This is a genomic window from Spirosoma panaciterrae DSM 21099 (assembly GCF_000374025.1).
Classification (GTDB): domain Bacteria; phylum Bacteroidota; class Bacteroidia; order Cytophagales; family Spirosomataceae; genus Spirosoma; species Spirosoma panaciterrae.
The window spans coordinates 22,111-46,003 of record NZ_KB893179.1 but is presented as its reverse complement, the minus strand read 5'-3'; the positions used below and the strand labels follow the sequence as shown (position 1 = coordinate 46,003).

Sequence of the window (23,893 nt, the reverse complement as noted above, 5' to 3'; positions counted from 1 at the left end):
TTTTGACGGATATGTCAGGACTATATGGATAACGATTTATTACAGCTTCGCATCGTACGTATTGTTTCCGAAACGGCCGATACCCGAAGTTATTTTCTTGAGCCATTAAACGGCCAGCCCGTTGATTACCAGGCCGGACAGTTTCTGACATTGCTACTCATGCACCACGGTCATGAAGTTCGTCGGTCGTATTCGCTCAGTTCGGTCCCTGGCGAGCCATTGCAACTAACCATTAAGCGCGTCGAAAATGGTGAAATTTCACGTTATCTGCATGATACCCTTCGGGTGGGGGATGTTTTGACGAGTCTGCATCCGGCCGGGCGATTTACGCTGGATACAAATCAAACGGGTGATCTGGTGTTATTGGGGGCTGGAAGTGGTATTACGCCACTCTTTGCCTTGCTAAAACAAGCATTGAATAACGAATCGGGCCGCCGGGTGATCTTACTGTATAGCAACTCGACCGAGCGACGGATTATTTTCAACGAAGCCCTGGCGGATTTGCAGATAAAGTTCCCCGATCGATTTCGGGTCATTCACCTGCTAAGCAATCCAACAGAAAACTGGACTGGCCTTCGGGGACGGTTGAATAACGTGATGCTTGAGCGCCTTTTGCCAACCTTGATTAGAGACTCTAACCCCGAAACACTCCGGTTTTATGTCTGTGGCCCGGGCGATTATATGCGAATGGTGCAGTTTACACTCGTATTCAGCGGTTTTCAGGTAGCGCAGATTCGTCGCGAAAATTTTGTGGTGGATCCGGTTGTTGTAGCGCCACCACCTATTGTAGCGCAGGATCGAACCGTGTTGCTTCGTTTTCGCGGAAAAGAGATTGAAATTCAGGTCCCTGCCTACAAATCGATTCTACAAGCTGCTTTGGACGAAGGGGTTATGCTGCCTTACAGCTGTCGGGGTGGGCGGTGTTCGACCTGTGCAGCCCGTTGCCTGGCGGGGCAGATCCACATGACGATCAACGATGTACTGACTGATCATGACCTGGCCCATGGCTGGGTATTGACCTGCACAGGGTACCCGGAGAGTGATGGCGTTGTGATAGAACTAGGATAAGCAAGGCGTAAAGAAGCCGGGTTTACTTTACGCCTTGCTCGCCTTCTTATTTAGTCCTTCTTACCAACTTTCGTCTTCAAATAAGCGATCACTACTTCCATACCTTTTTTATAGTGATGGTTATTGGGAATGACAATGTCGGCTTCGGCTCGGTAGGGTTTGATGAATTGTCGATAGGTTGGCTTTACGTGGTACTTCCAGCGGTACATCACATCATCAAGATCGTAACCACGTTCTTCCGCATCACGTTTTACCCGTCGTTCCAGCTTAATGCTGTTTTTGGCGTCGATGAAGATTTTCAGATCCATCTGATCGGCCAGTTCGCGGAAATGGAAAACAAAAATTCCTTCAACAATAATAATCGGTGCAGGCTTGAACGTCAGTATCCTCGGAACAACAGAAGGATTGTTGAACGTATATTCCTTCTGCGTTATGATCTCGCCGTTATGAAGCTGGCCAATGTGCTGCGCGTACAGATGATGATCAATGGTTTCAGGTAGATCGAAATTATGAATACCCTGATCATCGACCGGAATCACATCCCGACTAAGGTAATAATTGTCTTGCGAAATCAGGCAGATTTCATCCTCATCAAACGCATTTAAGATGTCTTTCAGAAATGAGGTTTTGCCGGAAGCGCTGCCGCCCGTAATGCCGACGATAAATGGTTTGGAGTTCATGATGAAGTTACGATTACAAACAAAGAAAACAGGAAAGAGTGAGACGTAAAAGCCCAGCATGCATCAACACAAAGAAAGCGACCCGCTCATAACAAACAGGACGCTTTCGATGAAGGTTAAGCGGGTTTTATTGCACGCTTATAAAATGGGTCTTAGGCTGTAATGGATTCGGCCAATACAAGCACTTTATTCTGAAGTACCTCAACGACACCGCCATCGACGGTAAAGGTCTCCTGGCCCGATGGGGTCTGTACCACGATTGGGCCACGGTCCAATGTACTCACCAGCGCGGCATGGTTGTTGAGCACCTGAAACTGACCTTCACTACCTGGAAACGTAACGGCACTCGCTTCGCCAGAAAAGACCTTACGGTCGGGAGTGATGATATCTAATGTCATACAAAAAAGATGTATGATGTATGATGTATGATATAGAATGAGTTGTGACACTACATCTTATATCATGCATCATACATCTTTTATAAAACTCCTTTTACGAAATTCAGTACGCTGTTTACCTGCGTCTTGGCGGCAGGTTCAGCGGCTTTCGCTACCAGACCACCCTGATCGAGCTTGCCAACCGTGGCTAGCGCTGTCGATACTAGCGATTGACCGGATGACTGTGTGCTACCACCTAATGCCGATAAAGCACCGCCAATGCCCGATAAACCGCTGGTGAGCTGGCTGCCTTTACCCAGCAATGAGCCAGCCGCCAAAATGCCTTCAAGCTGACTACCCCCCGACGCAAGTTTAGCTAAACTGACGGCTTTACTCAGCACACCGTTGCCCAAAGCGCCTGTCGGTATCAATGGAAGCAAGGCTTTTAATTTGCTCGCCTGAGCCAGCAATTTGTCCTTAAACGATGTGGGCTGCGTTTGCGCCTGGGATTCCAGCCCGGTAATTCCAGCCTGTAATTCCTGCGTAGTAGCTGACTTATCACCTTTAGTAAGTGAGGCTACAGCATTGTCCAGATGTGCCAATACAGGATTGTCCTGAACCAGTACAACGGAGGTTATTTTAGCAGCGGACGTTCCATCGGTAGCCGATGCTACGTGCCCCGTTAAAAGGGTCAATGGTAGTAATACAATACCTGCACTCAATCGAATCGTTTTCATAATCAAGAATATATGTTGATTGCAACTATTAGACTTGAGGAACAGGCTTTCGTTTCGAGCCTACGGTTAATTAACCATTAAATTAACGATAGGCTCGAAACATGAAATTAGTGGTTACTGACCAGCTTCCCGCATGATACGTTCGCCTTTCGCTACGGCATCTTCGATGGTACCGACTAGGTTGAAAGCGGACTCAGGCAGGTGATCCCATTTACCATCAATGATTTCGTTGAAACCTTTGATCGTATCTTCAATCGGAACCAGTACGCCTTTCAGACCTGTGAACTGTTCAGCTACGAAGAACGGCTGAGACAGGAAGCGTTGTACACGACGAGCGCGGGCAACCACCAGTTTGTCTTCTTCCGAAAGTTCTTCCAGACCTAGGATGGCGATGATGTCCTGCAATTCTTTGTAGCGTTGCAGAATCTGCTTCACGCGCTGGGCAGTGTTGTAGTGTTCGTCGCCAAGGATTTCGGCGGTCAGAATCCGCGAAGTCGAGTCGAGAGGGTCAACGGCAGGGTAGATACCCAGCTCGGAGATTTTCCGGCTCAATACGGTGGTCGCGTCCAAGTGGGCAAAGGTGGTAGCCGGAGCCGGGTCAGTCAAGTCATCGGCAGGTACGTAAACGGCCTGTACCGACGTAATCGAACCGCGCTTGGTCGAGGTGATGCGCTCTTGCATGACCCCCATTTCGGTAGCCAGGGTTGGCTGGTATCCTACAGCCGACGGCATCCGGCCCAGCAGAGCCGATACTTCCGAACCCGCCTGGGTGAACCGGAAAATGTTGTCGACGAAGAACAGAATATCACGACCAGCGCCTTCACCATCGCCATCGCGGAAGTGCTCGGCAATGGTCAGACCCGACAGAGCAACCCGTGCGCGGGCTCCCGGTGGCTCGTTCATCTGACCGAATACGAAAGTAGCCTGGCTTTTGGTCAGCTCTTCGGTATCTACTTTAGTCAGATCCCAGCCACCTTCTTCCATCGAGTGTTTGAATGCCTCACCATATTTAATGATCCCAGCTTCGATCATTTCGCGGAGAAGGTCATTTCCTTCGCGGGTACGCTCGCCCACACCGGCAAAGACCGACAGACCTGAGTACGCTTTCGCGATGTTGTTAATCAATTCCTGGATCAATACGGTTTTACCAACACCGGCACCACCGAACAGACCAATTTTACCCCCTTTGGCATACGGCTCCAGCAGGTCAATTACTTTGATACCTGTGAACAGTACTTCGGTCGAGGTAGCCAGATCTTCAAATTTAGGAGCGCCCCGGTGGATAGGCAGGCCAGCGCCTTTCGACTGCGGCTGCGGAATCCCATCGATGGCTTGGCCGACTACGTTAAATAGCCGTCCACGGATACCGTCACCGGCTGGCATGGTGATTTGAGTGCCCAGGTCAATTACATCTAAGCCACGGTATAATCCGTCGGTTGAGTCCATGGCGATAGCCCGAACGCGGTCTTCACCGAGGTGTTGCTGAACTTCCAGAATTACCTCTTGCCCATTGGTTTTCGTTACTTTGAGAGCGTCCAGAATGGCGGGAATCCGGGTGCCTTCACCTTCGAAACTCACGTCCACAACCGGCCCGATTATTTGCGTAATCTTACCTGTATTGACTACCGTTGCCTTACTCATTTGTATATGGTATTGCTTTATTGAAAAGTTGCCCTTTGTTTGGGACTGCAAAAGTAGGAGAAAAACCGCGTAAGGTCAAGAACCCTGTCACTCATTTTCGGAATGATTTGTTAGGAAAGGTTATTGGCAATAAGCTTTTTACGAAAAAATATAAACAAAAATTAACGCAAGCCGATTTGTACAAAAACAAGCCAACAGGAGTTGGGAGTTAGGAGCGGGGAGCAAGGAGGGAGAATCCATCCGGTAGTATTACCTATGTGGTGGTCTACGCGACCTGTCCATTCTCATCCGCTAATCGCTCGCTCATCACTCCTGCCCACTATCAACTCAACGTACATGCTTCAACAACGCTCAAGCGGTTTACTACTTCATATTACGTCGTTACCTTCGGCTCATGGTATCGGAGATTTAGGGCCTGAAGCCTACCGTTTTGCCGATTTCCTGGAAGCTGCCGGACAGACCTACTGGCAGATTTTACCGCTGGCCCCCGTCGATCCGGGAGCTGGTTTCTCGCCCTATAGTAGCCCATCGGCTTTTGCCGGAAATAGTCTCATGATCAGCCTTGAGAAATTAGCCGATGAAAGGTTATTAAGCCGTGATGATCTGGCCGTATTCAACGAACAGCCTGTTCAGGATGTAACGGTTTCCGAGCCGTCTGGTAATGATCGGGCAAGTTCACCCATTCTGGCGGGGCCACTGGTCATTGCTCCCAATGCGATGCATGCTGCCTGGATCAAAAAACGCCCATTGCTATATCAGGCGGCCCAGACGTTTTTACGCAATGCTACACCCGCTCAACGGAGTGATTATGAGCGTTTCTGCGGCTGGAATACGCGTTGGCTGGATGATTACGCCCTGTTTACGGCTTTGCAGGAGGATACTGGCGAACCAAGCTGGATTCGATGGCCTATTGAACTGGTCCGGCGCGACCCAGCGGTTATAGCTCGACAGGTTGAGGTATTGCATGATCGAATCGAAACGACCAAGGTGCTGCAATATTTTTTTCAGCGCCAGTGGAACGAACTCATGGCGTATTGCTTCGATAAGAAAATTCATCTGATTGGCGACATACCCATTTATGTTCAGTTCAATAGCGTCGATGTGTGGGCCAATCCGAGTCTGTTTAAACTGGATGAAAATTTTCAACCCTTATTTGTAGCTGGGGCCCCCCCCGATTATTTTAGCGAATATGGTCAGCGCTGGGGAAACCCAATTTATGACTGGGCCGAACATGAGCGTACCGGATTTGACTGGTGGATGCATCGGCTTCGTCATCAAATGTCGTTGTATAGCTTAACCCGGCTCGATCATTTCTTAGGCTTTGCCGAATATTGGGAAATACCATCTCATGAACCCACGGCCAAAGTGGGGCAATGGGTTAAGGCTCCCATTGAACCGTTCATGAAAGCCATGTATCGGCAGTTCGTCAACCTGCCCATCATTGCGGAGGATTTGGGCGACAAAGCTGCCGAAATTCAGCCTTATTTACGGCACTATGGTATTCCAGGGATGCGGGTACTTCAGTTTGGGTTTGGAAAAGATATGCCTACCGCAACCCATATTGCTCATAACCATACTGAAAATTTTGTAGTGTATTCGGGTACGCACGATAATAACACAACCCTGGGCTGGTTTCGGGAAGCCGACAGCGAACAACGGCAACGTATCAACGACTACGTGGGTATGAAGGTAACGGAGAAAAATGTGGTCGATCAGATTTGTCGGTTAACCATGCAGTCGGTTGCCCGTTTGGCGATTCTTCCTGTCCAGGACTTGTTGAATCTGGACGAATCGAACCGCATGAACACGCCGGGCCTGGGCGGACGAAGCTGGCAATGGCGATTGCAGCCCGGTCAGTTGACGGATAAAGTTGCCAGAAAATTGCTGAAACTGACCCAAATGACCGGCAGGGGATAGATAAACTGTATCGGTTTATTGAAGCCGATACGGTTTATTTGCACTAACCCGCAGTTACGTGCGTTTCCTGTTCATGTCGTCTTTATTTTTCTGGTCAGCGTGGAATCGGGCGAACCGATACGCGTACTTAGTGAGTGCTAGTTTTTTCATTATTAGCCTGTTGGTGTTTGCGATAGTCTGGGCGAGAGGGGTAGGTAATGCCGTTCCCTGGGATACACTTAGCGAACTGGCCGATGTGCCTATTACGTTTTATAGCTTCTCCGACGGTTTGCTCGACTATGCCGTAAATGGGAAAGCCTACGCGGTTTCTGAGCAATTTCTGGCCGGTCCTATACAAATACGACCCGAGATGGCTACCGTCTTTTTGGTCGGTATCTGTATTGCCTTTGTGTTGCTGCTAAGCGCCATCACCCGTTTCGACCGAATTCGCTACCTGGTCAGTATGGCTATTCTGATTTTGGGATTAGCCTTTTTTCGGTGGGAAATGCTCGAAGTACCGGGGTTAGGTGGAAATTATTTGTTTTTACTGCTGACCTTTTTGTTTGGGTCGGTCAGCTATTATTTCCATGCCTTTCGCTCCGATCATCCGATTCTAGTGCGTATGGCCGCGTTTGGCTTACTCACAATTCTGGTAGCGGCTGGGCTGGCAGTTATGACGCCGGTGAAGTTTCCGTGCTTGCTGGTTGTGAGTTACGGGATGCCTGTCCTGATGGTGATCAGTACTGGGTTTATATTCTTCATGGCGGCCGAAATCATTGCGGGTTTGGTTTGGCTGACATCCGTTGGGAGGGCTGAAGAAGGGAGCGGCTCGGGGAGTTCAAAGCGAACCCTAGGTATCAATAACCTGCTCGTCATTAGCTTTTTATATCTGCTGAATCTGGCGCTTATCTGGCTTAAAAATACCCGGTCAATTGATTGGGATGTATTGGCTATCAGCCCTTTTCTGCTGTATCTGATTTCGGTGTTGGCTGGCGTTTGGGGCTTTCGCCGGATGATTCAACAACAGGATGTGATGTCGTTTCGGGATGCGGGCGCCTTTCTGTATCTGGGGCTGGCTTTGTTGACTACTCTCACCATCGCTTACGCCTTTGCTACTGCAAACGACCCTGTTGTTGAGCTGTTTGAGGATGTCATTGTCTACACCCATTTGGCTATGGGGCTTGTGTTTCTGGCCTATGTCGTTATCAATTTCTGGCCCATTTACCAACAGAATCTGGCGGTTTACCGTATCCTATACAAGCCCAAACGGTTGGAACTTAGTCTGTTTCGTATTGTTGGCGTTGTCATCTTCGCGGTTTTGCTGGCATCGGGTGGTTTGATTACATTTCGGCAGGGTGTGGCTGGCTACCATAATGGGCTGGGGGATTATTATACGGCTTGTGGCGAATCGGCGTCGGCGAGTGCCTTTTATCAACTGGCATTGGAGCAGGAGTTTCAAAATCATAAATCCAACTACTCGCTGGCTACTCAGGCGTTGGTAGCCAATAACCAGACTGCGGCCGCTTTCTATTTTCAGCAGGCCTTGTTAAAACAACCCAGCCCACAGGATTATGCCGGTTTGAGCCAGACCTATTTGCAGACCAACTTATTCTTCGAAGCCGTAAAAACCCTGCAACGGGGCATTCGGGCCTTTCCTAAAAGTGGTGAGTTGCAGAATAATCTGGGCTATCTGTATGCGCGGACCAGCGTAGCCGATTCGGCTTATTATTACCTGTCGGCTGCGGCAACTAATGCTGCAAAAAGTGAAGTGCCCGAATCAAACCTACTGGCTTTATATGCCCGGAATCCGAACGTGCTTCAGGCTGATTCTTCGCTGGCAAAAACCATAAAAGAATCTTCTTATGAGCCCTATCAGGCCAATGCGCTGGCCCTCCGGTTGGTGGCTCAAACCGATACGGCTCAACCCAACCGACTCGAATGGTTATCCGATAAATCGGAGAATCAAGGCTTGAGCGTTGGCCGATTTGCCAGCTTGTATAATTACACACTGGCCGCCAGACGAACTGACGGAACGCTGACCAAAACGATGCAGCAGCTATCTACTCAGCCTGCCAATCAGGACTTTACAGACGAAATTTTGCTGGCACTGGCTGTGGCTCAATATAAACGGCACAATCATCCCGCTGCTTTCGGCTTGATGACGCAACTAGCCGAGGGCGATCAGCAAAATGGAGCTTCGTACCGGGCTATTACCGGGTTGTGGCTGATGGAGCAGGGGCTGTATCGTCGGGCGTCCGAAACGTTCGGTTATAATTCGGACACTACCTCCATTTACTACCGAGCCGTTGCCTTAACCAAAGCAAATGAACCCGTGTTGGCGCAATCGCTTTGGGAAACGGCTGCTCAGGGCGATCCGGCTGTTCAGGCAATCAAGCAGGTGTATTATCAGGAGCGAAAACCAGCCACTGACCTCGAAAAAGCGTTTTATGCGATCTACAAGCTCGATGATCCCAATCGGGGTGCCTATTGGGAAACCATCCAGGACCCCAATTTGAAATCCGTTGCGGGTGTTGCCCTCGCCAATGATTTCCTCGATCAGTTACAGTGGCGAAATGCCCAGTTGGTATTGGCCGGACTGCCCGATTCATCACAGGTTAGCCCGATTGCTTTATCGTTGCGCACCGTAACCGCCATTCGGCTGGCGGCATTCCGAAGGAGTGTAGGGGCGGCTGAGACCATGGCCAGACAGCCTGTTTTGCTTGACTATCAGGCCGAACGGTTTTACTGGCTAGGGCAGACCTATGAACGGACCCGTCAGCCTGCTAAAGCACGTAAAGCCTATCAGCAGGCGGTACAACTGGCTCCCCTCAACGCACGAATGGCGGTCGCGTTTGCTCAGTTTGAACAGCAACAAAAACAGGCCAAACGAGCCTATGATCTGGTATTGACGGCTCTGCCCTACAACGACGACAATGCCGAACTCCTTAAAACCTATGTTTCGCTTTGCCTGGATCTGAGCTTGTTCGATTATGCCAAAAATGGTCTTGAGAAGTTACGAATTGCGGCTAACCCTACCGATTATCAGGCATTTCTGCGGACTTATCAGGAAAAACTGGCGTCGATCGAAAACAGCCGTCAAAAATTCCTGCAATAAGGTAGCTTTGCTTAATTAGCCAGTCAATGTTTTCGATTCGGTCAGACCAGGAGCTCTATCAGGATGAATATTATTGAAACCCACAATATTGCCAAGCGGTACGTAATGGGTACCGAAGTAATCGAAGCACTTAAATCGATTACCATTAGTATTCAAAAAGGAGAGTACGTTGCGTTTATGGGTCCTTCCGGTTCTGGTAAATCAACACTGATGAACATTGTTGGTTGTCTGGACACCCCAACGTCGGGCCAGTATATTCTGAACAATCAGGATGTAAGTCGCATGGGCGAAAACGAACTGGCTGAGGTTCGAAACAAGGAAATCGGATTTGTGTTCCAGACCTTCAACCTGCTTCCCCGGCAAACCTCGCTCGAGAATGTAGCCTTACCACTTATCTACGCTGGGTATAGTAAGGCCGACCGCATCGAGAAAGCCATGCTGGCCCTGAAAAATGTTGGGCTCGAAAACCGGGCCGGGCACCGTCCAAATGAGCTGTCGGGCGGTCAGCGGCAACGGGTGGCTGTGGCGCGGGCCTTGGTCAACGACCCCAGTATTCTGCTGGCCGACGAACCGACGGGTAATCTCGATACCAAAACATCGTACGAGATTATGGACCTTTTCGACCAGATTCATAGCAAAGGCAATACCGTGATTATGGTAACCCACGAAGAAGATATTGCCGAGTATGCCCACCGGATTATCCGCCTTCGCGACGGTCTGATCGAAAGTGATCGGCAAAATACCAACATCCGTAAAGCACAGGCGCTCATGCAGTCATTGGAATGATTTAATCCTTAGTTAATCTGGGAATGGTTCTTCTGTTTATATTGAACCCTAATCCTAAACAACTATGGTTCGTAAAATTCTCATCGCCCTGCTTGTGATTCTGGTTCTCATCCAGTTTTTCCGTCCCGAAAAGAACCAGGCTTCGGGGATGTCGCCCAATGACATTACTACTAAATATGCCGTACCTGCCAATGTACAAACGGTATTGAAACGTTCCTGCTACGACTGCCATTCCAACAATACGACTTACCCCTGGTATAACAACATTCAGCCCGTAGCCTGGTGGCTTAGTCATCATATCGATGAAGGCAAACGGGAATTGAACTTCTCGGAGTTTGCCACTTACCAACCCAAACGGGCGCGTCATAAGCTGGATGAAATAGAAGAGGTTGTCAACGAAGGTTCGATGCCCATTGGGTCGTATCTGTGGATTCATGGTGATGCCAAGGTTACCCCTGAGGATGCGAAACTGCTGGCTGACTGGGCTAAGGGGTTAAAAAATCAGATTCCGGCTCCGGCAGGCGAAGAAGAGCATGAACATCATCACGAAGAACATTGATCTTGCTGAGTACAGGCGTTTATAGAAACGACCTGACATAAATTACACTGTATTAAAGAAATTGAATTCGTCTCAAAACTATGAATCCCTAACCAGCACTGGTTAGGGATTCAGTCTTTAGGGGTTTAGGGTGAGTCAGGCTGCAATGGCTTCACGCACTACGTCCTGCCATTCTTTCATTTCGGGGACGCCGGGTTTTCGTTTCCCAAAAATCAAGGCGATTGTATTGCCTTCTTGATCGAAGAGGTCAAGGCCAGTCACGATGCCGTCTTTTGTGGGCTTACGGGTTACCCAGATGCTGTTGATCTGGTCTACCCGGAGGTGCATATTGAACTCAGGATCAAGTACATTGTACCAGGAACCCATACTGACCAACTTCCTGACCAAACCGGTATGAATTTGAATACAACCGGGGCTTGACGCGAAAATCATAATTGGTAACTCGCGTTGGGCAGCCATTTCAAAGACTTTCCGGAACTGCTCAACCGATATCTGTTCGGCATGTCCCTTGGGGGCAATCTGTAGTCCCTGCTCTCGTTCGAGGTTATGTTTGCGCAACAGTCCGAAAAACTCGTGTGTATCCTGCATAGCCAGCCAATCTGCCTGAAAGGCTTGTACATCGACTCGTTCGGCTGTTATCTCTTTTGTTTTTTCGGGATAAGGTACCGTAATGACGGGTACTGTCTGATCGGTCGCTAGATATTTCTGAACCAGTGCTTCGTAAGCTTCTAGGTCTGACGTATCGGTCAGGTAAATCTTGTGTACGGCCAACCCATCCTGATCGAAGAACTGAAGGCTTTTACGGTCGTTTTCAGCGACGGCAAATCCAAAGTGCCAGTGCGACATGAATAAACGCAGGTCAATGTCGGGACCCAGAACCAGCCCGGTTTGGTTCGTAAACGACACGTTTTCATAAACGCCTTTGCGTTCATGAACGATAGTATCGTTACGCGTTAGCGCCATTACGTAGCCCAGTGCTGGTACGTCTTTGAGGAGTTCACGGAAGTCGCCCTCCAGTCGTCGAACGGTTTCGCCAATTTGGGTAGCTACTAATTCGGCTTCGCTGACGCCCAGTTGTTTTGCGGCATCCCGGATTCGGGTTTTGGGATTTTCCTGTTTAAAGGTGGCCCAGCGTTCTTTCAGGCTTTGTGCTGTAATCATTTGCTATGGATGGTTTGAATTGGTCAGTTATGTTCAGAAAATTGATGCTGTTGTGGAACGATCATGGGACAGGCTAATTCTGGGTGGTTGACGAGCCATACTGACAGATTGAATACGCGCTGAATATTGCCGACCGTGATTACTTCGTGTGGAGAACCGATGGCTTCTATACGGCCTGAACGGAGCATAACGATTTGATCGGCATATTGAGCGGCCAGATTGAGATCGTGCAGGATGGCAACTACACAAAAGCCTTTCTGGGTGAATTCGCGGGCGATTTCCAGCAGTTGATGCTGATGAAGCAGATCAAGACCCGTAGTTGGTTCGTCCAGGAATAAAAGGCCCGCCGAAGTGTCCCAGATTTGGGCGAGCACCCGGGCTAATTGGACGCGCTGTTGCTCGCCACCGGATAAGGTCGTAAAAACGCGGGACGCAAATTCCCACATGCCTACTTTTTTCAGCGCCAGTCCGGCAACGAGATAATCATGTTCGGAGGGATGGAAATCGAAATGCGGGTAGCGGCCCATCAGCACCAGCTCGCTGACCAGAAATGGAAAAATGACCGAATTTTGCTGCGGCAATACCGCCCGAAACGAAGCAAGCTCTTTTTCCGAATAGGTTTCAATACCACGTCCATGTAGGCTAATGGCACCAGTCGTGGATTTTAATTCGCCAGTGCAGAGCTTCAATAAGGTCGACTTTCCGGCTCCATTAGCTCCTACAACGGCTAATAGTTCGCCCGGTTTAGCACAAAACGAGACTTCATTAAGGAGTTTGCGACCTCGAATCTGATAGGATAGATTTCTGACTTCCAGCATGGTTTTAGCGGTCTAGGAGAGGTTTCGTCGTCTTTCCCGAAATAAGATCCACAAGAAAACGGGTGTTCCGACTAAGGCTGTCAGAATACCAATCGGCAGTTCGGCGGGTGCCACCAGTGTTCGGGAAAGGGAATCGGCCAGCGTCAGGACAATGGCACCGCCCAGGGCAGACCCCGTTAGAACGCGTCGATGATCGGACCCGGCACCCATTCGAATCAGGTGAGGAATTACCAGTCCGATAAACCCAATGATGCCTGCAACGGCTACCGAGGTGCCAACCGCCATCGTCGAGAAAACAATAACCTGCCGTTTGATGCGCTTTAGGTTTACGCCCAGCAAACTCGCCTGACTTTCGCCCAGCGCCAGCAGATTCAGGGATTTGGCCAGACGGGGAATGCCGACCAGAGCGATGGCCATAAATGGTAAAATAGCCAGAACGGATGTCCAGCTTGCGCCACCCAGACTGCCCAGACTCCAGAACGTGATGTTACGAAGCTGTTCATCCGTAGCCAGATAGGTCATAATACCCGTCAGTGCACCCGATAATGCATTGATCGCTATACCCGTGAGCAGCATGGTCGTTATCACATCTTTCCCCGCCATCCGGGCCATTCGGTAAACCAGAAACGCCGTGGCGCAGGCCCCTAAAAAGGCCACTACGGATAAGGCATGCATCCCCAGCAGGCCCGTAAGCTTCTGAAACACGCTCACTTCGAGCACGATCATCATTACGGCAGCCAGCGATGCCCCCGACGAAATACCTATTAATCCTGGGTCGGCGAGTGGATTCCGAAAAAGTCCCTGAATAGCCGCTCCCGAAAGGGCCAGACCCGCGCCAATCAATACGGCCAGACAAACGCGGGGTAATCGAATGGCTAAAAGAATCGCTTCCTTTGCTGGGTCAACGTCAACCGTATAACCAAGCGATTTCGAAATGATTAATCCGATTTCGTAAGGTGACACGCGCACGGCACCAATACCAGCCGAAAACACTACGGTTGCTGCCAATCCGATACCTAACGCAGGCATCAGCCAGGGGTTAATCGAACGCTTTATCAGCGACGGGGGAACCCCTGTTTTTGCGGGAGGATTATGAACCACGACTAGTGTACTCATTGCGTTTATGCCTTTGGCCTTTGACTGATTTTCTGCGCTAATTCCTGGAGAGCTTTTCCCAAACGAGGAGAAAAGCCGCTCAGTAAGTGCCCGTCCATAGTGATGATATGGCCTGTTTTACCTGCATTTGTCTGCGCAATCCCCTGCACTTTCTGCAAGCCAGTAACCCCACCCAGGCTCTCAAGGCCACTGTCAAAGAGCAGGATAACATCAGGGTTGGCCGTAACGAGGGCTTCGGCCGTGATGGGCTTGTAGTTCTCGAAGTCGGCTGCCGCATTGACGCCCCCGGCCAATTCAATCATTTTGTCGACCTGCGTACCTCGGCCCGATACCATTAGGGTGCCCGTTCCCCGTGCATAAATGAACAGGACTTTGGGGCTATTGGTCGCTTTTTTGACCTGCGCCAGATCGACATCGAGTTTCCGGATCAGGGGTTTCGCACGCGACGGAACCTGACAGGTATTGGCTACGTCCTGAATCAGTTTTTTAGTCCCGGCAATGCTGTAATCTTGCTGAAACGCAATTACCTTGATCCCTGCCGATTTAATCTGTTCGAGTAATTCGGGTCGGGTACCTGCCTGTTGGGAGGTCAGAACGAGGGTTGGTTTTAGGGAAATAACGCCTTCGGCTGAGATGTTCCGGTTATGGCCAACCTTCGGCAGTTTCTGTAACGATTCAGGATAGGTACTGGTTACGTCGACCCCAACCAGATGCGACTGCAATCCTAAATCGCACAGGATTTCGCTAACCGTACCATCCAGCGAAACAAGGCGAATAGGTTCGTTTATGGGACGGTTAGGGGCCGATACCGCCTGGTGATTGCTCAAAATGCCCAGTACACAGCCAAGGCAGAGCGTAAAAAATGACAACTTGTTCATGGCGATTGAGATAAATAAAAGGAGATGGTACTGTCGACTACTTAGCTGACAGTACCGTTGATTTAAGAGACTTTCTTAACCAGCTTGAATTCAAATTTGGGCTTGCCGCGTTCGCCACCGTCCTGCGAAGCGAAGCTGATAAACTTGAGCTTGTAGACGTTGCCCGCTGCATCTTTGATTACATAAAATCGGTCGGTCCGGACGCCCGTTGCGGTTTGGCTCGCCACACGCCAGTTGGAGCCAATTACATGTTTGTCATTCTTGAAAGAGGTTGTCGCCAGGTTACTTTCCGAGTAAGCCTCATACGAAACGGCACTGGTGAGGATTTCGGCCGCCGTCACACCACCCAAGATATTGATGTATACCTGATCGGCAAAGTAGTAGGGAATGTCGTTAGTGCCATCGCTGGTTTTATAGACTCCGCCTGTCCATTCAATATCCCAACGGGCTTTAGGCGGCTCAACGTCGGCTAGCGCACCTGTGCTAAACGAAACGTAGTTGAAATTGTAGGCATCGTTTTTTGTGATGGATACGGTTTTAAAGGTTGTTTCTCTGATACCTGCATATTGGAGCGTATAACCTGTTGTACCATTGCGCAGTATCCGAACCTTTACCCAGCTTTTGGCGGGCGTTGACCCGCTTGTTCCCCGATTGATGATATACACTTTGTTGTCGGCATCGGTAGCCGAAATGCTGGCAATGACGGTTTTGGTAAGGTCGCCCGATACATCATCGACCCATTTCAAACCAGCCGGATCGAAATTCCCTACGCTCAGCGATAAGCCTACCGTATCGGCCGCCGTCACCTGTGTCAGGTCATTTTTCGCCAGAGCAATAGCCGCTGCGCCGGTTGTATTGTTCAGAATTACGCGAAAATCAGCACCCGAATAAAAGCCTAAATCCCAGCTATCCCGCCGAACCGAAGTCGCTGCATTGTTGCTCAAATCAACAAATACAGAGTTAACCGCACTGGAACCGCCCGTGCCACCATCGAGCGTCAGTGTTGTACCCGTCGAGATAATGGATGTGAATTTGACTTTAAGCGCTTTCGTGGTGCCGACCAGGACCGGGCTACCAACCGAGGCAATGGCGAAATCGATGGTTTCGGTACCGCTCAGAAACAGATTATCGGCTTTGGTGAGTTTAAAGGATGTTTCGCTACTTCCGGCAGGTACAGTCAGCGAAAGGGTGTTGTTGCTAATGGCCGGGGTGGTCGTAAACTGACTGCCATAGGTAATTCCAACAGGAGTCACCTGAACAGTTACGGGAGTAGCTGCATCGACCGCCCGCGATAGTTTCAGCTTAATCGTCGATTCTGTAGTAGCCGCATCCATACCCTGCTCTGTACTTTCGAACTGTACCAGATTGTCGGGCAGTGGTGGGTCGCTTTCTTTACAGGCGTTTAAGATGCTTATTGTTAGAAGGAATATAAAACCGATGGCTTTTTTCATGGTATTCAAACTGTTTGGGAGATATTGGGTGTAATTAAAATTTTGGTTTTCAGGGTGTTATAGACAATGATCGACGGGCGATTAGTTTTTGTACCATTGGAAAGCAAGGCCCAGGAAGTAAGAGCGCCCGTAACTGACAGGAGAGGGGCCACCCGAACTATGGGCCCCTCCTGTATCGGTCGATGTATTGGCTAGCCGGGTGATGTTGAACAGGTTTTTGACTCCCGTAGTCAGGGTCAGGTAGTTGGCAATGGGTTTGGTCAGGGTCAGATCGGCCCAATGGAAGGCTGCTATTTCGGTTAGTACCGCCGAAACCCTGCCATCGGCAGTTACGGTCGCCAGGTAGCTGGGCCGTTTGCCCGTGTATTTGTAGAAAAAGCTAACCTTCGTATCGAGTTTTTTCAGAGTGTAGGTCAGATTCGCATTGACCTCTGGCGACCAGATGAATGTGGGAAGTTTGCCTTCTGCATAGGTCGTGGTATCTGTTTCGGTAAGTAGATTGTTGTAGCGACCGATGTACGAAAAGCCGACCGTGGCCTGAAGGGCTTTCCAGGAAAAGGCGTTTTCCTGCGTAACGCCCGTTGTTTTGAAGCGGTCAATGTTGATGGTTGTGGTAATGTGAGGGTCGCTGGGGTCGACTCCGTAGGTGATCAGATTGTTGAAATCGTTGTAGAAAAAGCCTAGTGTCGATTTGACCTTATGTGTTGCCTGCCACACCAGCGATCCATTGAAACTGTTTGATCGTTCGGCTTTCAAATTTGGATTGCCCCGGATGGAATGGCTGGCGTCGAAGAAATTAAAATACAGTTCTCGTAGAGCGGGTGCGCGAAAGCCCCGAGCGTAGGCTAAACGCAGATCGAGGGTAGGAGTAAGCGCAAATTTGGTGTTTAGGGAAGGTATAACGGGTGGAGCCTCATAGACCGAGTTTTTGATGAAACGCAATCCCGGACGAATGCTGATGTGTGTAGTTGGACTAAGGGTTGAGGAAACAAAAAATGCATAATCGCTGATGCTGGGTGAGCCTGAAATTCGGTCGCCCGAAGCCGCATCCCGATTTATATCGATTCCGGGTTGTAGCGAAACGGCTGATGAAACCTTATAGGTAGCGGTTGCCCGGTAGGTCTGGCTGGTAAACGTGGCAATATCCTGCTCGCCCTGGCCCAGCGAAAGTGTACGTCGGTTGGTCGTTACATCCAGAATCGTCGTTTGTGTACGGCGCTGATAATCCGTGAGCGAAGCCTGTCCATTGAGTTGGAGCTGGTCATTCAGTTTCCAGTCGCCCTGAAGTTGATGAACATACCGATTGGTGATGTATTTCTGGTCACGAGCCAGGTGGGTGTTAAGATTTTCGACTCCCTGGCTCAACAGATCTTCCTTTAGCGCATCCAGCCGATAGTAGATGTTCAGAGCCTCGGTACGATACCCAATTTTTCCGTGACCGAACAATTGATCTTTGGGCAACCAGTCTTTTGCTCGGCCTTCCGATTGCCCCTGCCAGCCACCAAATGTGTTGTTGGTCACGCCAGCCGATAGATTCCAGCGTTTCGTTTGCCAGGTAATGCCTGCATTCTGGATATGAAGTCCCTGATTGGTGAGCAGATTATAGTCTTTATTGGCCGTTTCCTCCTGAATTCGGGCATTAACGCTCAGCCGTTCGCTACCGGGCTTTTTAGTGATAATGTTGACCACCCCCGCCAGCGCATCGGACCCGTAGGATACTGACATAGGGCCTTCGACAATTTCGATACGCTCAATACTGTTGATGTCGATTTGATTGAGACTTTCCCGGGTGTCGCCCCGGTCAACCATAGGCAATCCATCCAGCAGAATTTTGACATTGCGGCCCGACATCCCCATCAGTTGTACATCGGTAGTGCCTAAGGTAAGGTCGTTAGAAAATCGAAAACCCAGTTCATTGTTCAGAATACCCATTACGTTCATGGCAGCCCGCAAACGAATGCGTTCACGATCAATAACCCGGACATTGTAAACCGATTTCTTCAATGACTGGGGTTCGTATTGGCCTGTTACGATAACTTCATTCAGTTGATTCGTGGTGGGTTGTAGTCTGACCGTGAATTGGAGGGGTTGATTTTCGCTTACCGTAACATCTTGTCGTAGAGTTGTATAACCCATCATTGAGATCTGAATCTCATGTTTCCCTGGAGATAGCTCTGATACGGTAAAATGTCCTTGCGCGTCGGTTATTGTACCTTTTTGGGTGCCGATGACCTGTATAGTAGCCAACGCGCCCGGCCTACCGTCGGATAGTAGAACAGTGCCCTTGATTGTATGACTAGTGCTTTGCTGCGCCCAGACTACAGATGAGTTTAATAGGACCAGTAAGTACAATTGAAAAAAGCGATTCGTACAGACTTGTTTCATGATCCGGGTAGTCAATGGCTTATCGTTAAAGAAATTTATTATTAAATAGACTAATTAAAAATAATGAACAAAGGTAAAGGATTGTTGCTGGGTTTATCAAGCTTTATTTAGAATTTGTCTTAATAATTTTTGCTTTCAGTAAACTGGAGCTACTCAATAATCCAACCTGTCTCGTCGTGGCCTGTCTAAGCCTGAATGTATTTGCTTAGGCCAACAAGTAGGGTAGTTCTACGGAAAGGCACCTAATTTCCCATTTGCAGCAGAAGGGAATAAGATGGTCTCAAACAGGAAAATTTAATGAGACGTATATGTGCTAGAAGTTAATCTGTAGTTTTGTACTTTAGCTATTATATAAAAGGTATTTGTTGTAAAAGTCACTAAATAGGCCACATTGATAACAAGCCTATGTTTGGCTCTACACGGCAAAACGGGACTAGTATTAAAAATAGGGAGATCTGTGGTAGACACTCATCTCGTCAACGGCTCAACAAAGGTTGCAACTACCAAGCTTGCTTTGATTAATGAACCGGGTTTCTTGCCCGGCCATTTGCTCAACATCTACGACTCGCTCACAATCAATTTTTTACGTGTTTATTTCTAGTGTGGCCTCTTTTGCCTTATAGACAAAAGCTATTGCGCATGAAACTCAAGTCTATTGGTGGATTAATTTCCATCATACTCATTCTGCTTTTTGTAGGGCCAATTGGCGGGATTGCTAACGCTCAGTCGTTCGAATTTGCTGATACGCACCCGATTGCTAATCCAGACAGCCTGGAACAATGGCTAGTGCTTTACCCCGCTCCCTCTTTGGATCGACTCAGGAACCTGATTACGCTAGAGCGAACATACTGTTGGGCGTATCATGATAAGGTGGGGAAATACCTGCCTGAGATTAGCCGCCTGGCTAAATTATACCAGGATCAGACGGCTGATGCAGCTTATAAGTACATCCGTGCCTTTGCCCATTACTATCTGGACTATCGTGGCCAAACGACGTTATATGCTAATCAGGCTCTACAGGCTTTTCAGGTGCTTGGCGATCAGTCGGGCCTCTTAAATACCTATGGTTTATTAGTGCTGATTAATGTAAAAAACCATCAATATAAGGTATACTCCAAGACGCAGGTCAGCAGGGAATATTTAGCAAAAATTGATCAGATTCTGGCTATCACCCATGATCCACATGATTTTCTGGTGGCCAAATTGGCGTATATCTGGGATCGGATTATACTGACTGGGAAGCGGACAGCCCTCATGCAACAAGCCCTTGACCAAGCCTTCGAATTGATCAATAAGAATCCTTCCTGCAACTATGCCTTTGTACAGTTTAGTCGCCTACAAGCCCATTGTAATTATCTACATGGTCAGTATAGTCTGGCGTATGAACAGAGCAAACAGCTCCTTAAGCAGTTAAAACCAGCCCAATTCTGGGAAATGACCGTCGTAAGTCAAAATCTAGCGGGCTATTGTTATAAGCTCAAGCGCACCGATGAGGGAATTGCCTTGTGCCAGAATGTGATAACGCTGCTTATCCGAAGTACCCCCCTTAAGCACCATATACCCATAAAAGATACTTATATCAAGTACCGGCAATTGTTAATGCAAAAGGGGGATTATTTCAATGCTAATCGCCTGGCGGATAGTATTCAATATCACAACGATCTGATTCTGTTGGCCGAGAATGACGAAAAGATGCTCGAACTGGAAGCCCGCTATGAAGACCAACACAAACAACAACAAATCCTCTATCTGCAACAACAACAGCAACAAACCCGGCTCATGCTGCTGGCCCTAGCGGCTGTGCTGGCCATCGTTGGGTTTCTGTTGTACCGACTCTATCAGGCCAATAATCAACTGAAAGCCCTCAACAAATCTCGAGAACGCTTCTTTAGCATCATTGCTCACGACCTGCGCCGACCCATGCATGCCTTTCAGGGAATGAACGAACTAGTAAGCTACTACCTGAAAACCCAGCGCTATGAGGCCATTGAAAAACTTTCTCAGGCCATTGATGAAGCCGGAACCCGTATCCAGTTTATGCTCGACAACCTGCTGCGCTGGGCCCTGGCCCAACGACGGGAGCTGCCTTACCAACCACAACTGCTGCTGTTAGCGCCCAAACTTCGGGAAGTGGTGAGCCTGTTTGAGAGCCTGGCCTACTCCGATTCGGTCGACTTTGCCGTGCATTGTCCCGAACGCCTTCAAGTGTATGCCGACCCCAATGCGGTGGAGTTGATTATACGGAATCTGGTGGCCAATGCGCTCAAGGCGATGGATCGGCAACCCGGTCGACTCACGATTGAGGCTGCTATTAAAGAGCCCTCCCAGGTCAGTATTGAGGTATGGAATTCGGGGCCCGGGATGAGTCCTGCTATGTTATCGTCGGTACGGTCGATATTGGCACATCCTAAGGATAGCCAGTTAAGCGAGTCCAATCGGGGTTTAGGCTTAATTCTTGTGAGTGAGTTTACTCATCGAAATCGAGGGCAGATCCGGGTGGATAGCTCGGCGGAGAGTGGCACTCGGTTCACTCTGACCTTACCGACCCAAAAAATTCCTAAACTCTCTGGAAAAGCATGGACAAAAAAAGCCCCGTTGAGCGGGGCTTTAAAGAATATTAAACTAGGGTTCTAAGCTTTCAGATTGATCTTCCGGCCCGTTTCGGCGGCCTGATAAATGGCCTGCAACAGCCGGACATCGCGAAGCCCTTCTTCGCCTGTAACATGATCGGGTAGTTTTTTGCCATCTAACAGGTCTTTACAGACGCCATCCATATGGGCGGCCTGATGGTTCACTACGGGTTGTTCAATCGGTCCTTTGCTGGTACGGCCTTTTAAGGGGCCATACCCAAAAGCAGGCGACAGTTCAAACCAGCCTTTCTCGCAGGACGCATAAAGTCGCTCGACACCGGCGGCATAACTGGTTGTTGAGTTAGAAACCGCACCACCTGGGAATTCAAATTGCCAGAACATGGTTTCCTCAACCTCTTTAAATTTCTGCGGATCGGTTTTAGGGGCAAATTGAGCCGTAACGGAAGTGGGTTCTTCGCCTGTTACATAGCGTGCCCCCTGAACCGCGTAGATGCCTACATCCATAAGTGGACCGCCCCCGGCCATACTTTTCTTCAACCGCCATTGGTTTGGGTCGCCACTGCGGAATCCGTCGCTACTTTCAATAAATTTAACCGCTCCAAATACTTTTTCCTGGCCCAGTCGCATCACTTCTTTGGTAAATGGTTCGTAGTGAAGCCGGTAGCCAATAGCCAGTTGTTTGTTTGCCTTTTTACAGGCATCAATCATATTCTGACATTCTTTAGGGGTAATTGCCATGGGTTTTTCGCAAATGACGTGTTTGCCCGCCTTAGCCGCCCGAACTACATATTCTTCGTGCATAGAGTTGGGCAGTACCACATAAACCACGTCAATATCTTTATTGTCGGCAATCTGGTCGAAGGTTTTGTAGTCGTAGACGTTCGCTTTCGGGATGTTGTACTTCTGCATCCATTGCTCGGCTTTTGAGGGAGTGCCTGTTACAATACCCGCTAAACGGCAGTTTTGCGTTTGCTGCAAGGCCGGAGCCAGCAGATTGGTACTGTAATACCCAAGCCCAACCAGAGCAATACCCAGTTTACGACCGGGCTGACCTGATTCCTGGCCGAAGGTATTTGGTTGCAAGGAATACAATCCACTGGATTCATTCCTTACAAAATCATTTTCGGCATAACCGAGCATGGGAAGCGAAAGCGCCGATGCTCCGGCACTTAAGTTGCGTAGAAAATCTCGTCGGGAAGTAGAGGGTAGCTTTTTCATGAATAGCCGGTTGGTAAACCCAGTAAGTGACTGAGCCTTAAACAAAGACCCGAAACCGGGTTTTCTACCAGCTTCGGGTCTTTGTTGTTTAGCTGTAAAAGCGACTAACTAGCTAAAGGCCAATCTGAATGTCGGTTACGCAATTCGCCTGATTCTGAAGATCCACAACCGTATACACCTCACGAACCCGGCCATCGTTCTGATAACCGTCCCGATAAAACTGACTGAACAACGCATCATATACCGCACCCAAGTCGCTCCAGGGACCCACATAGGTGTAGGTGGCACATCGAAAGGAAGGATAATCCTTATAGAAAAATGATTCGGATGGCGCTCCCGGCTGAGCAATGGGTAGGGCAATTTCCAACTGAAATTCATGGGTTTCGTCGCCGTTGACATCGGTGTAAATCCAGTGAATTGGGCCGGCAACTGTCAGACCCAGTTGGTTAGCTTCCTTGTATAGGCTTTCAGCTACCCCCGGAGCATGTTGAGAGAGCGTTTGTAAGGTGGCGCGGGTTGTGAAGCCAAGGGCGGTGAAAGGCTGGGTTTCGGTTACCGATAAAGCATTTTCGGGAATTGTCAGTTGTGTTGTCATGATTTGTTGTTTTGGTGAATGAGCACAACAAAGATCGACCTGCGTAGTGACAGCCTTATGTCAGTAGTGTTGCCAACGGATGAAATTAAGTATGAAGTTTACCCGCAATGCGGACCGAGACCGGCGATCCATCGGCGTAAAAGGCAGAATGTGGTGGTTGCGATAAAAATGGAACAAATTCGCTACCATATAAGCGGGCGATGTCTGCATCCAGGAAGGCATTGTGAACATCGGCAATTTGCCAGGAAACATGCTCGACCTGGTATTCATGCGTGCTTTGTTCGCTTAGTTTGTTATAGCCCCAGTAGTGTTCAAAAATAAACGCTTCGGCACCGTCGGGCGGCATGTCTTGTAAAGCAGTGCTAACCGTTGCTCCCAGCTTATTCCATCGGCCTTTATACTTCCACTCATATTGAAGGGTTTGGTTATGGGCGTCGATGGCTTGAATCGAATGGCGCATGGGTAGCGCCCGATAGCGCTCGTGGTAGAGTGTGTTGGCCACCGTGGCAATGATTGGTTTCGGGACGATTTCGCTAACGAACACTACGCCCCGCTTCCATTGCGTCCCGTCGAAATGCCGAACGTAAAAACGCAGATTGACTTCGTCAAAATTGGTGTGCCACGGCCATTTAATGCCCAGGACTGCTGTTTCCAGGAAGCGAAATCCAACCATACTGACCAGCGCTTTTCCCTGCCAGAAATCCAGTTCAGTGGCAGGAGGTACATACGGCATCAGTATGGCTGGGTCTACTTCATAATTGATCATCAATAGATTACGCCATTCTGCCCGGAGAAATGTTCGCTTCTTCGCCATATTTTGT

General features: G+C 49.1%; 19 protein-coding genes. 6 read left to right on the top strand and 13 right to left on the bottom strand.

Translation table 11 applies throughout. The annotated features are described in order from the left end of the window. Nucleotides 1-24: 24 nt before the first annotated feature. On the top strand, nt 25-1,068 hold the full coding sequence (locus tag B153_RS0110465) for a 2Fe-2S iron-sulfur cluster-binding protein (RefSeq protein ID WP_020596654.1): 1,044 nt from the start codon (nt 25-27) through the stop codon (nt 1,066-1,068). Between the two features lie 50 nt (nt 1,069-1,118). On the opposite strand, the gene udk is transcribed toward B153_RS0110465, so the two are convergent. From udk to atpD, 4 genes are all read right to left on the bottom strand, one after another. Continuing rightward, a complete protein-coding gene (gene udk, locus B153_RS0110460; protein ID WP_020596653.1) occupies nt 1,119-1,748 on the bottom strand; it encodes a uridine kinase in 630 nt (209 codons plus the stop codon). 152 nt (nt 1,749-1,900) lie between these two features. After that, on the bottom strand, nt 1,901-2,146 hold the full coding sequence (atpC, locus tag B153_RS0110455) for an ATP synthase F1 subunit epsilon (RefSeq protein WP_020596652.1): 246 nt from the start codon (nt 2,144-2,146) through the stop codon (nt 1,901-1,903). Between the two features lie 80 nt (nt 2,147-2,226). Then, nucleotides 2,227-2,862, bottom strand: coding sequence for a hypothetical protein (locus B153_RS0110450; protein WP_020596651.1), 636 nt, complete (start codon nt 2,860-2,862; stop codon nt 2,227-2,229). Between the two features lie 114 nt (nt 2,863-2,976). Next, nucleotides 2,977-4,503 (bottom strand): F0F1 ATP synthase subunit beta, encoded by a 1,527-nt coding sequence (gene atpD, locus B153_RS0110445; protein WP_020596650.1) that lies wholly within the window; start codon nt 4,501-4,503, stop codon nt 2,977-2,979. A 336-nt stretch (nt 4,504-4,839) separates the two neighbouring features. Between atpD and malQ the strand changes: the two genes are divergently transcribed. From malQ to B153_RS0110425, 4 genes are all read left to right on the top strand, one after another. Continuing rightward, a complete protein-coding gene (gene malQ / locus B153_RS0110440) occupies nt 4,840-6,420 on the top strand; it encodes a 4-alpha-glucanotransferase (protein WP_020596649.1) in 1,581 nt (526 codons plus the stop codon). A 73-nt stretch (nt 6,421-6,493) separates the two neighbouring features. Then, nucleotides 6,494-9,514 (top strand): tetratricopeptide repeat protein, encoded by a 3,021-nt coding sequence (locus B153_RS0110435; RefSeq protein ID WP_020596648.1) that lies wholly within the window; start codon nt 6,494-6,496, stop codon nt 9,512-9,514. 63 nt (nt 9,515-9,577) lie between these two features. Next, a complete protein-coding gene (locus B153_RS0110430) occupies nt 9,578-10,300 on the top strand; it encodes an ABC transporter ATP-binding protein (RefSeq protein WP_020596647.1) in 723 nt (240 codons plus the stop codon). Nucleotides 10,301-10,364: 64 nt separating this feature from the next. Beyond that, nucleotides 10,365-10,859 carry a heme-binding domain-containing protein gene (locus tag B153_RS0110425; protein WP_020596646.1) on the top strand — a complete coding sequence of 165 codons (495 nt, stop codon included), beginning with the start codon at nt 10,365-10,367 and terminating at the stop codon, nt 10,857-10,859. Nucleotides 10,860-10,994: 135 nt separating this feature from the next. Here the strand turns inward: B153_RS0110425 and B153_RS0110420 are convergent, their stop codons facing one another. The 6 genes from B153_RS0110420 to B153_RS0110395 all read right to left on the bottom strand — a co-directional run bounded on the left by B153_RS0110420 (nt 10,995) and on the right by B153_RS0110395 (nt 18,668). After that, nucleotides 10,995-12,020, bottom strand: a complete 1,026-nt coding sequence (locus tag B153_RS0110420; protein ID WP_020596645.1) for a hemin-degrading factor — start codon at nt 12,018-12,020, stop codon at nt 10,995-10,997. Between the two features lie 23 nt (nt 12,021-12,043). Beyond that, complete coding sequence (locus tag B153_RS0110415) at nt 12,044-12,838, bottom strand: heme ABC transporter ATP-binding protein (RefSeq protein ID WP_020596644.1); 795 nt, start codon at nt 12,836-12,838, stop codon at nt 12,044-12,046. Nucleotides 12,839-12,850: 12 nt separating this feature from the next. Beyond that, on the bottom strand, nt 12,851-13,954 hold the full coding sequence (locus B153_RS0110410; RefSeq protein ID WP_020596643.1) for a FecCD family ABC transporter permease: 1,104 nt from the start codon (nt 13,952-13,954) through the stop codon (nt 12,851-12,853). A 5-nt stretch (nt 13,955-13,959) separates the two neighbouring features. Beyond that, a complete protein-coding gene (locus tag B153_RS0110405; RefSeq protein WP_020596642.1) occupies nt 13,960-14,832 on the bottom strand; it encodes a heme/hemin ABC transporter substrate-binding protein in 873 nt (290 codons plus the stop codon). A gap of 62 nt (nt 14,833-14,894) precedes the next feature. Further along, on the bottom strand, nt 14,895-16,283 hold the full coding sequence (locus B153_RS0110400) for an HmuY family protein (protein WP_020596641.1): 1,389 nt from the start codon (nt 16,281-16,283) through the stop codon (nt 14,895-14,897). An 81-nt stretch (nt 16,284-16,364) separates the two neighbouring features. Beyond that, nucleotides 16,365-18,668, bottom strand: a complete 2,304-nt coding sequence (locus tag B153_RS0110395) for a TonB-dependent receptor (protein ID WP_026262051.1) — start codon at nt 18,666-18,668, stop codon at nt 16,365-16,367. 639 nt (nt 18,669-19,307) lie between these two features. Here B153_RS0110395 and B153_RS0110390 point away from each other — a divergent pair. Beyond that, nucleotides 19,308-21,302, top strand: a complete 1,995-nt coding sequence (locus B153_RS0110390) for a sensor histidine kinase (protein ID WP_020596639.1) — start codon at nt 19,308-19,310, stop codon at nt 21,300-21,302. Here the strand turns inward: B153_RS0110390 and B153_RS0110385 are convergent. From B153_RS0110385 to B153_RS0110375, 3 genes are all read right to left on the bottom strand, one after another. Then, complete coding sequence (locus tag B153_RS0110385) at nt 21,299-22,477, bottom strand: Gfo/Idh/MocA family protein (protein ID WP_020596638.1); 1,179 nt, start codon at nt 22,475-22,477, stop codon at nt 21,299-21,301. The two genes, B153_RS0110390 and B153_RS0110385, sit on opposite strands and share 4 nt — an antisense overlap. A 112-nt stretch (nt 22,478-22,589) precedes the next feature. After that, nucleotides 22,590-23,072: a GyrI-like domain-containing protein gene (locus tag B153_RS0110380; RefSeq protein WP_020596637.1), complete on the bottom strand. Its 483-nt coding sequence runs from the start codon at nt 23,070-23,072 to the stop codon at nt 22,590-22,592. 85 nt (nt 23,073-23,157) lie between these two features. Continuing rightward, complete coding sequence (locus tag B153_RS0110375; RefSeq protein WP_020596636.1) at nt 23,158-23,886, bottom strand: YqjF family protein; 729 nt, start codon at nt 23,884-23,886, stop codon at nt 23,158-23,160. Nucleotides 23,887-23,893: the final 7 nt, after the last annotated feature.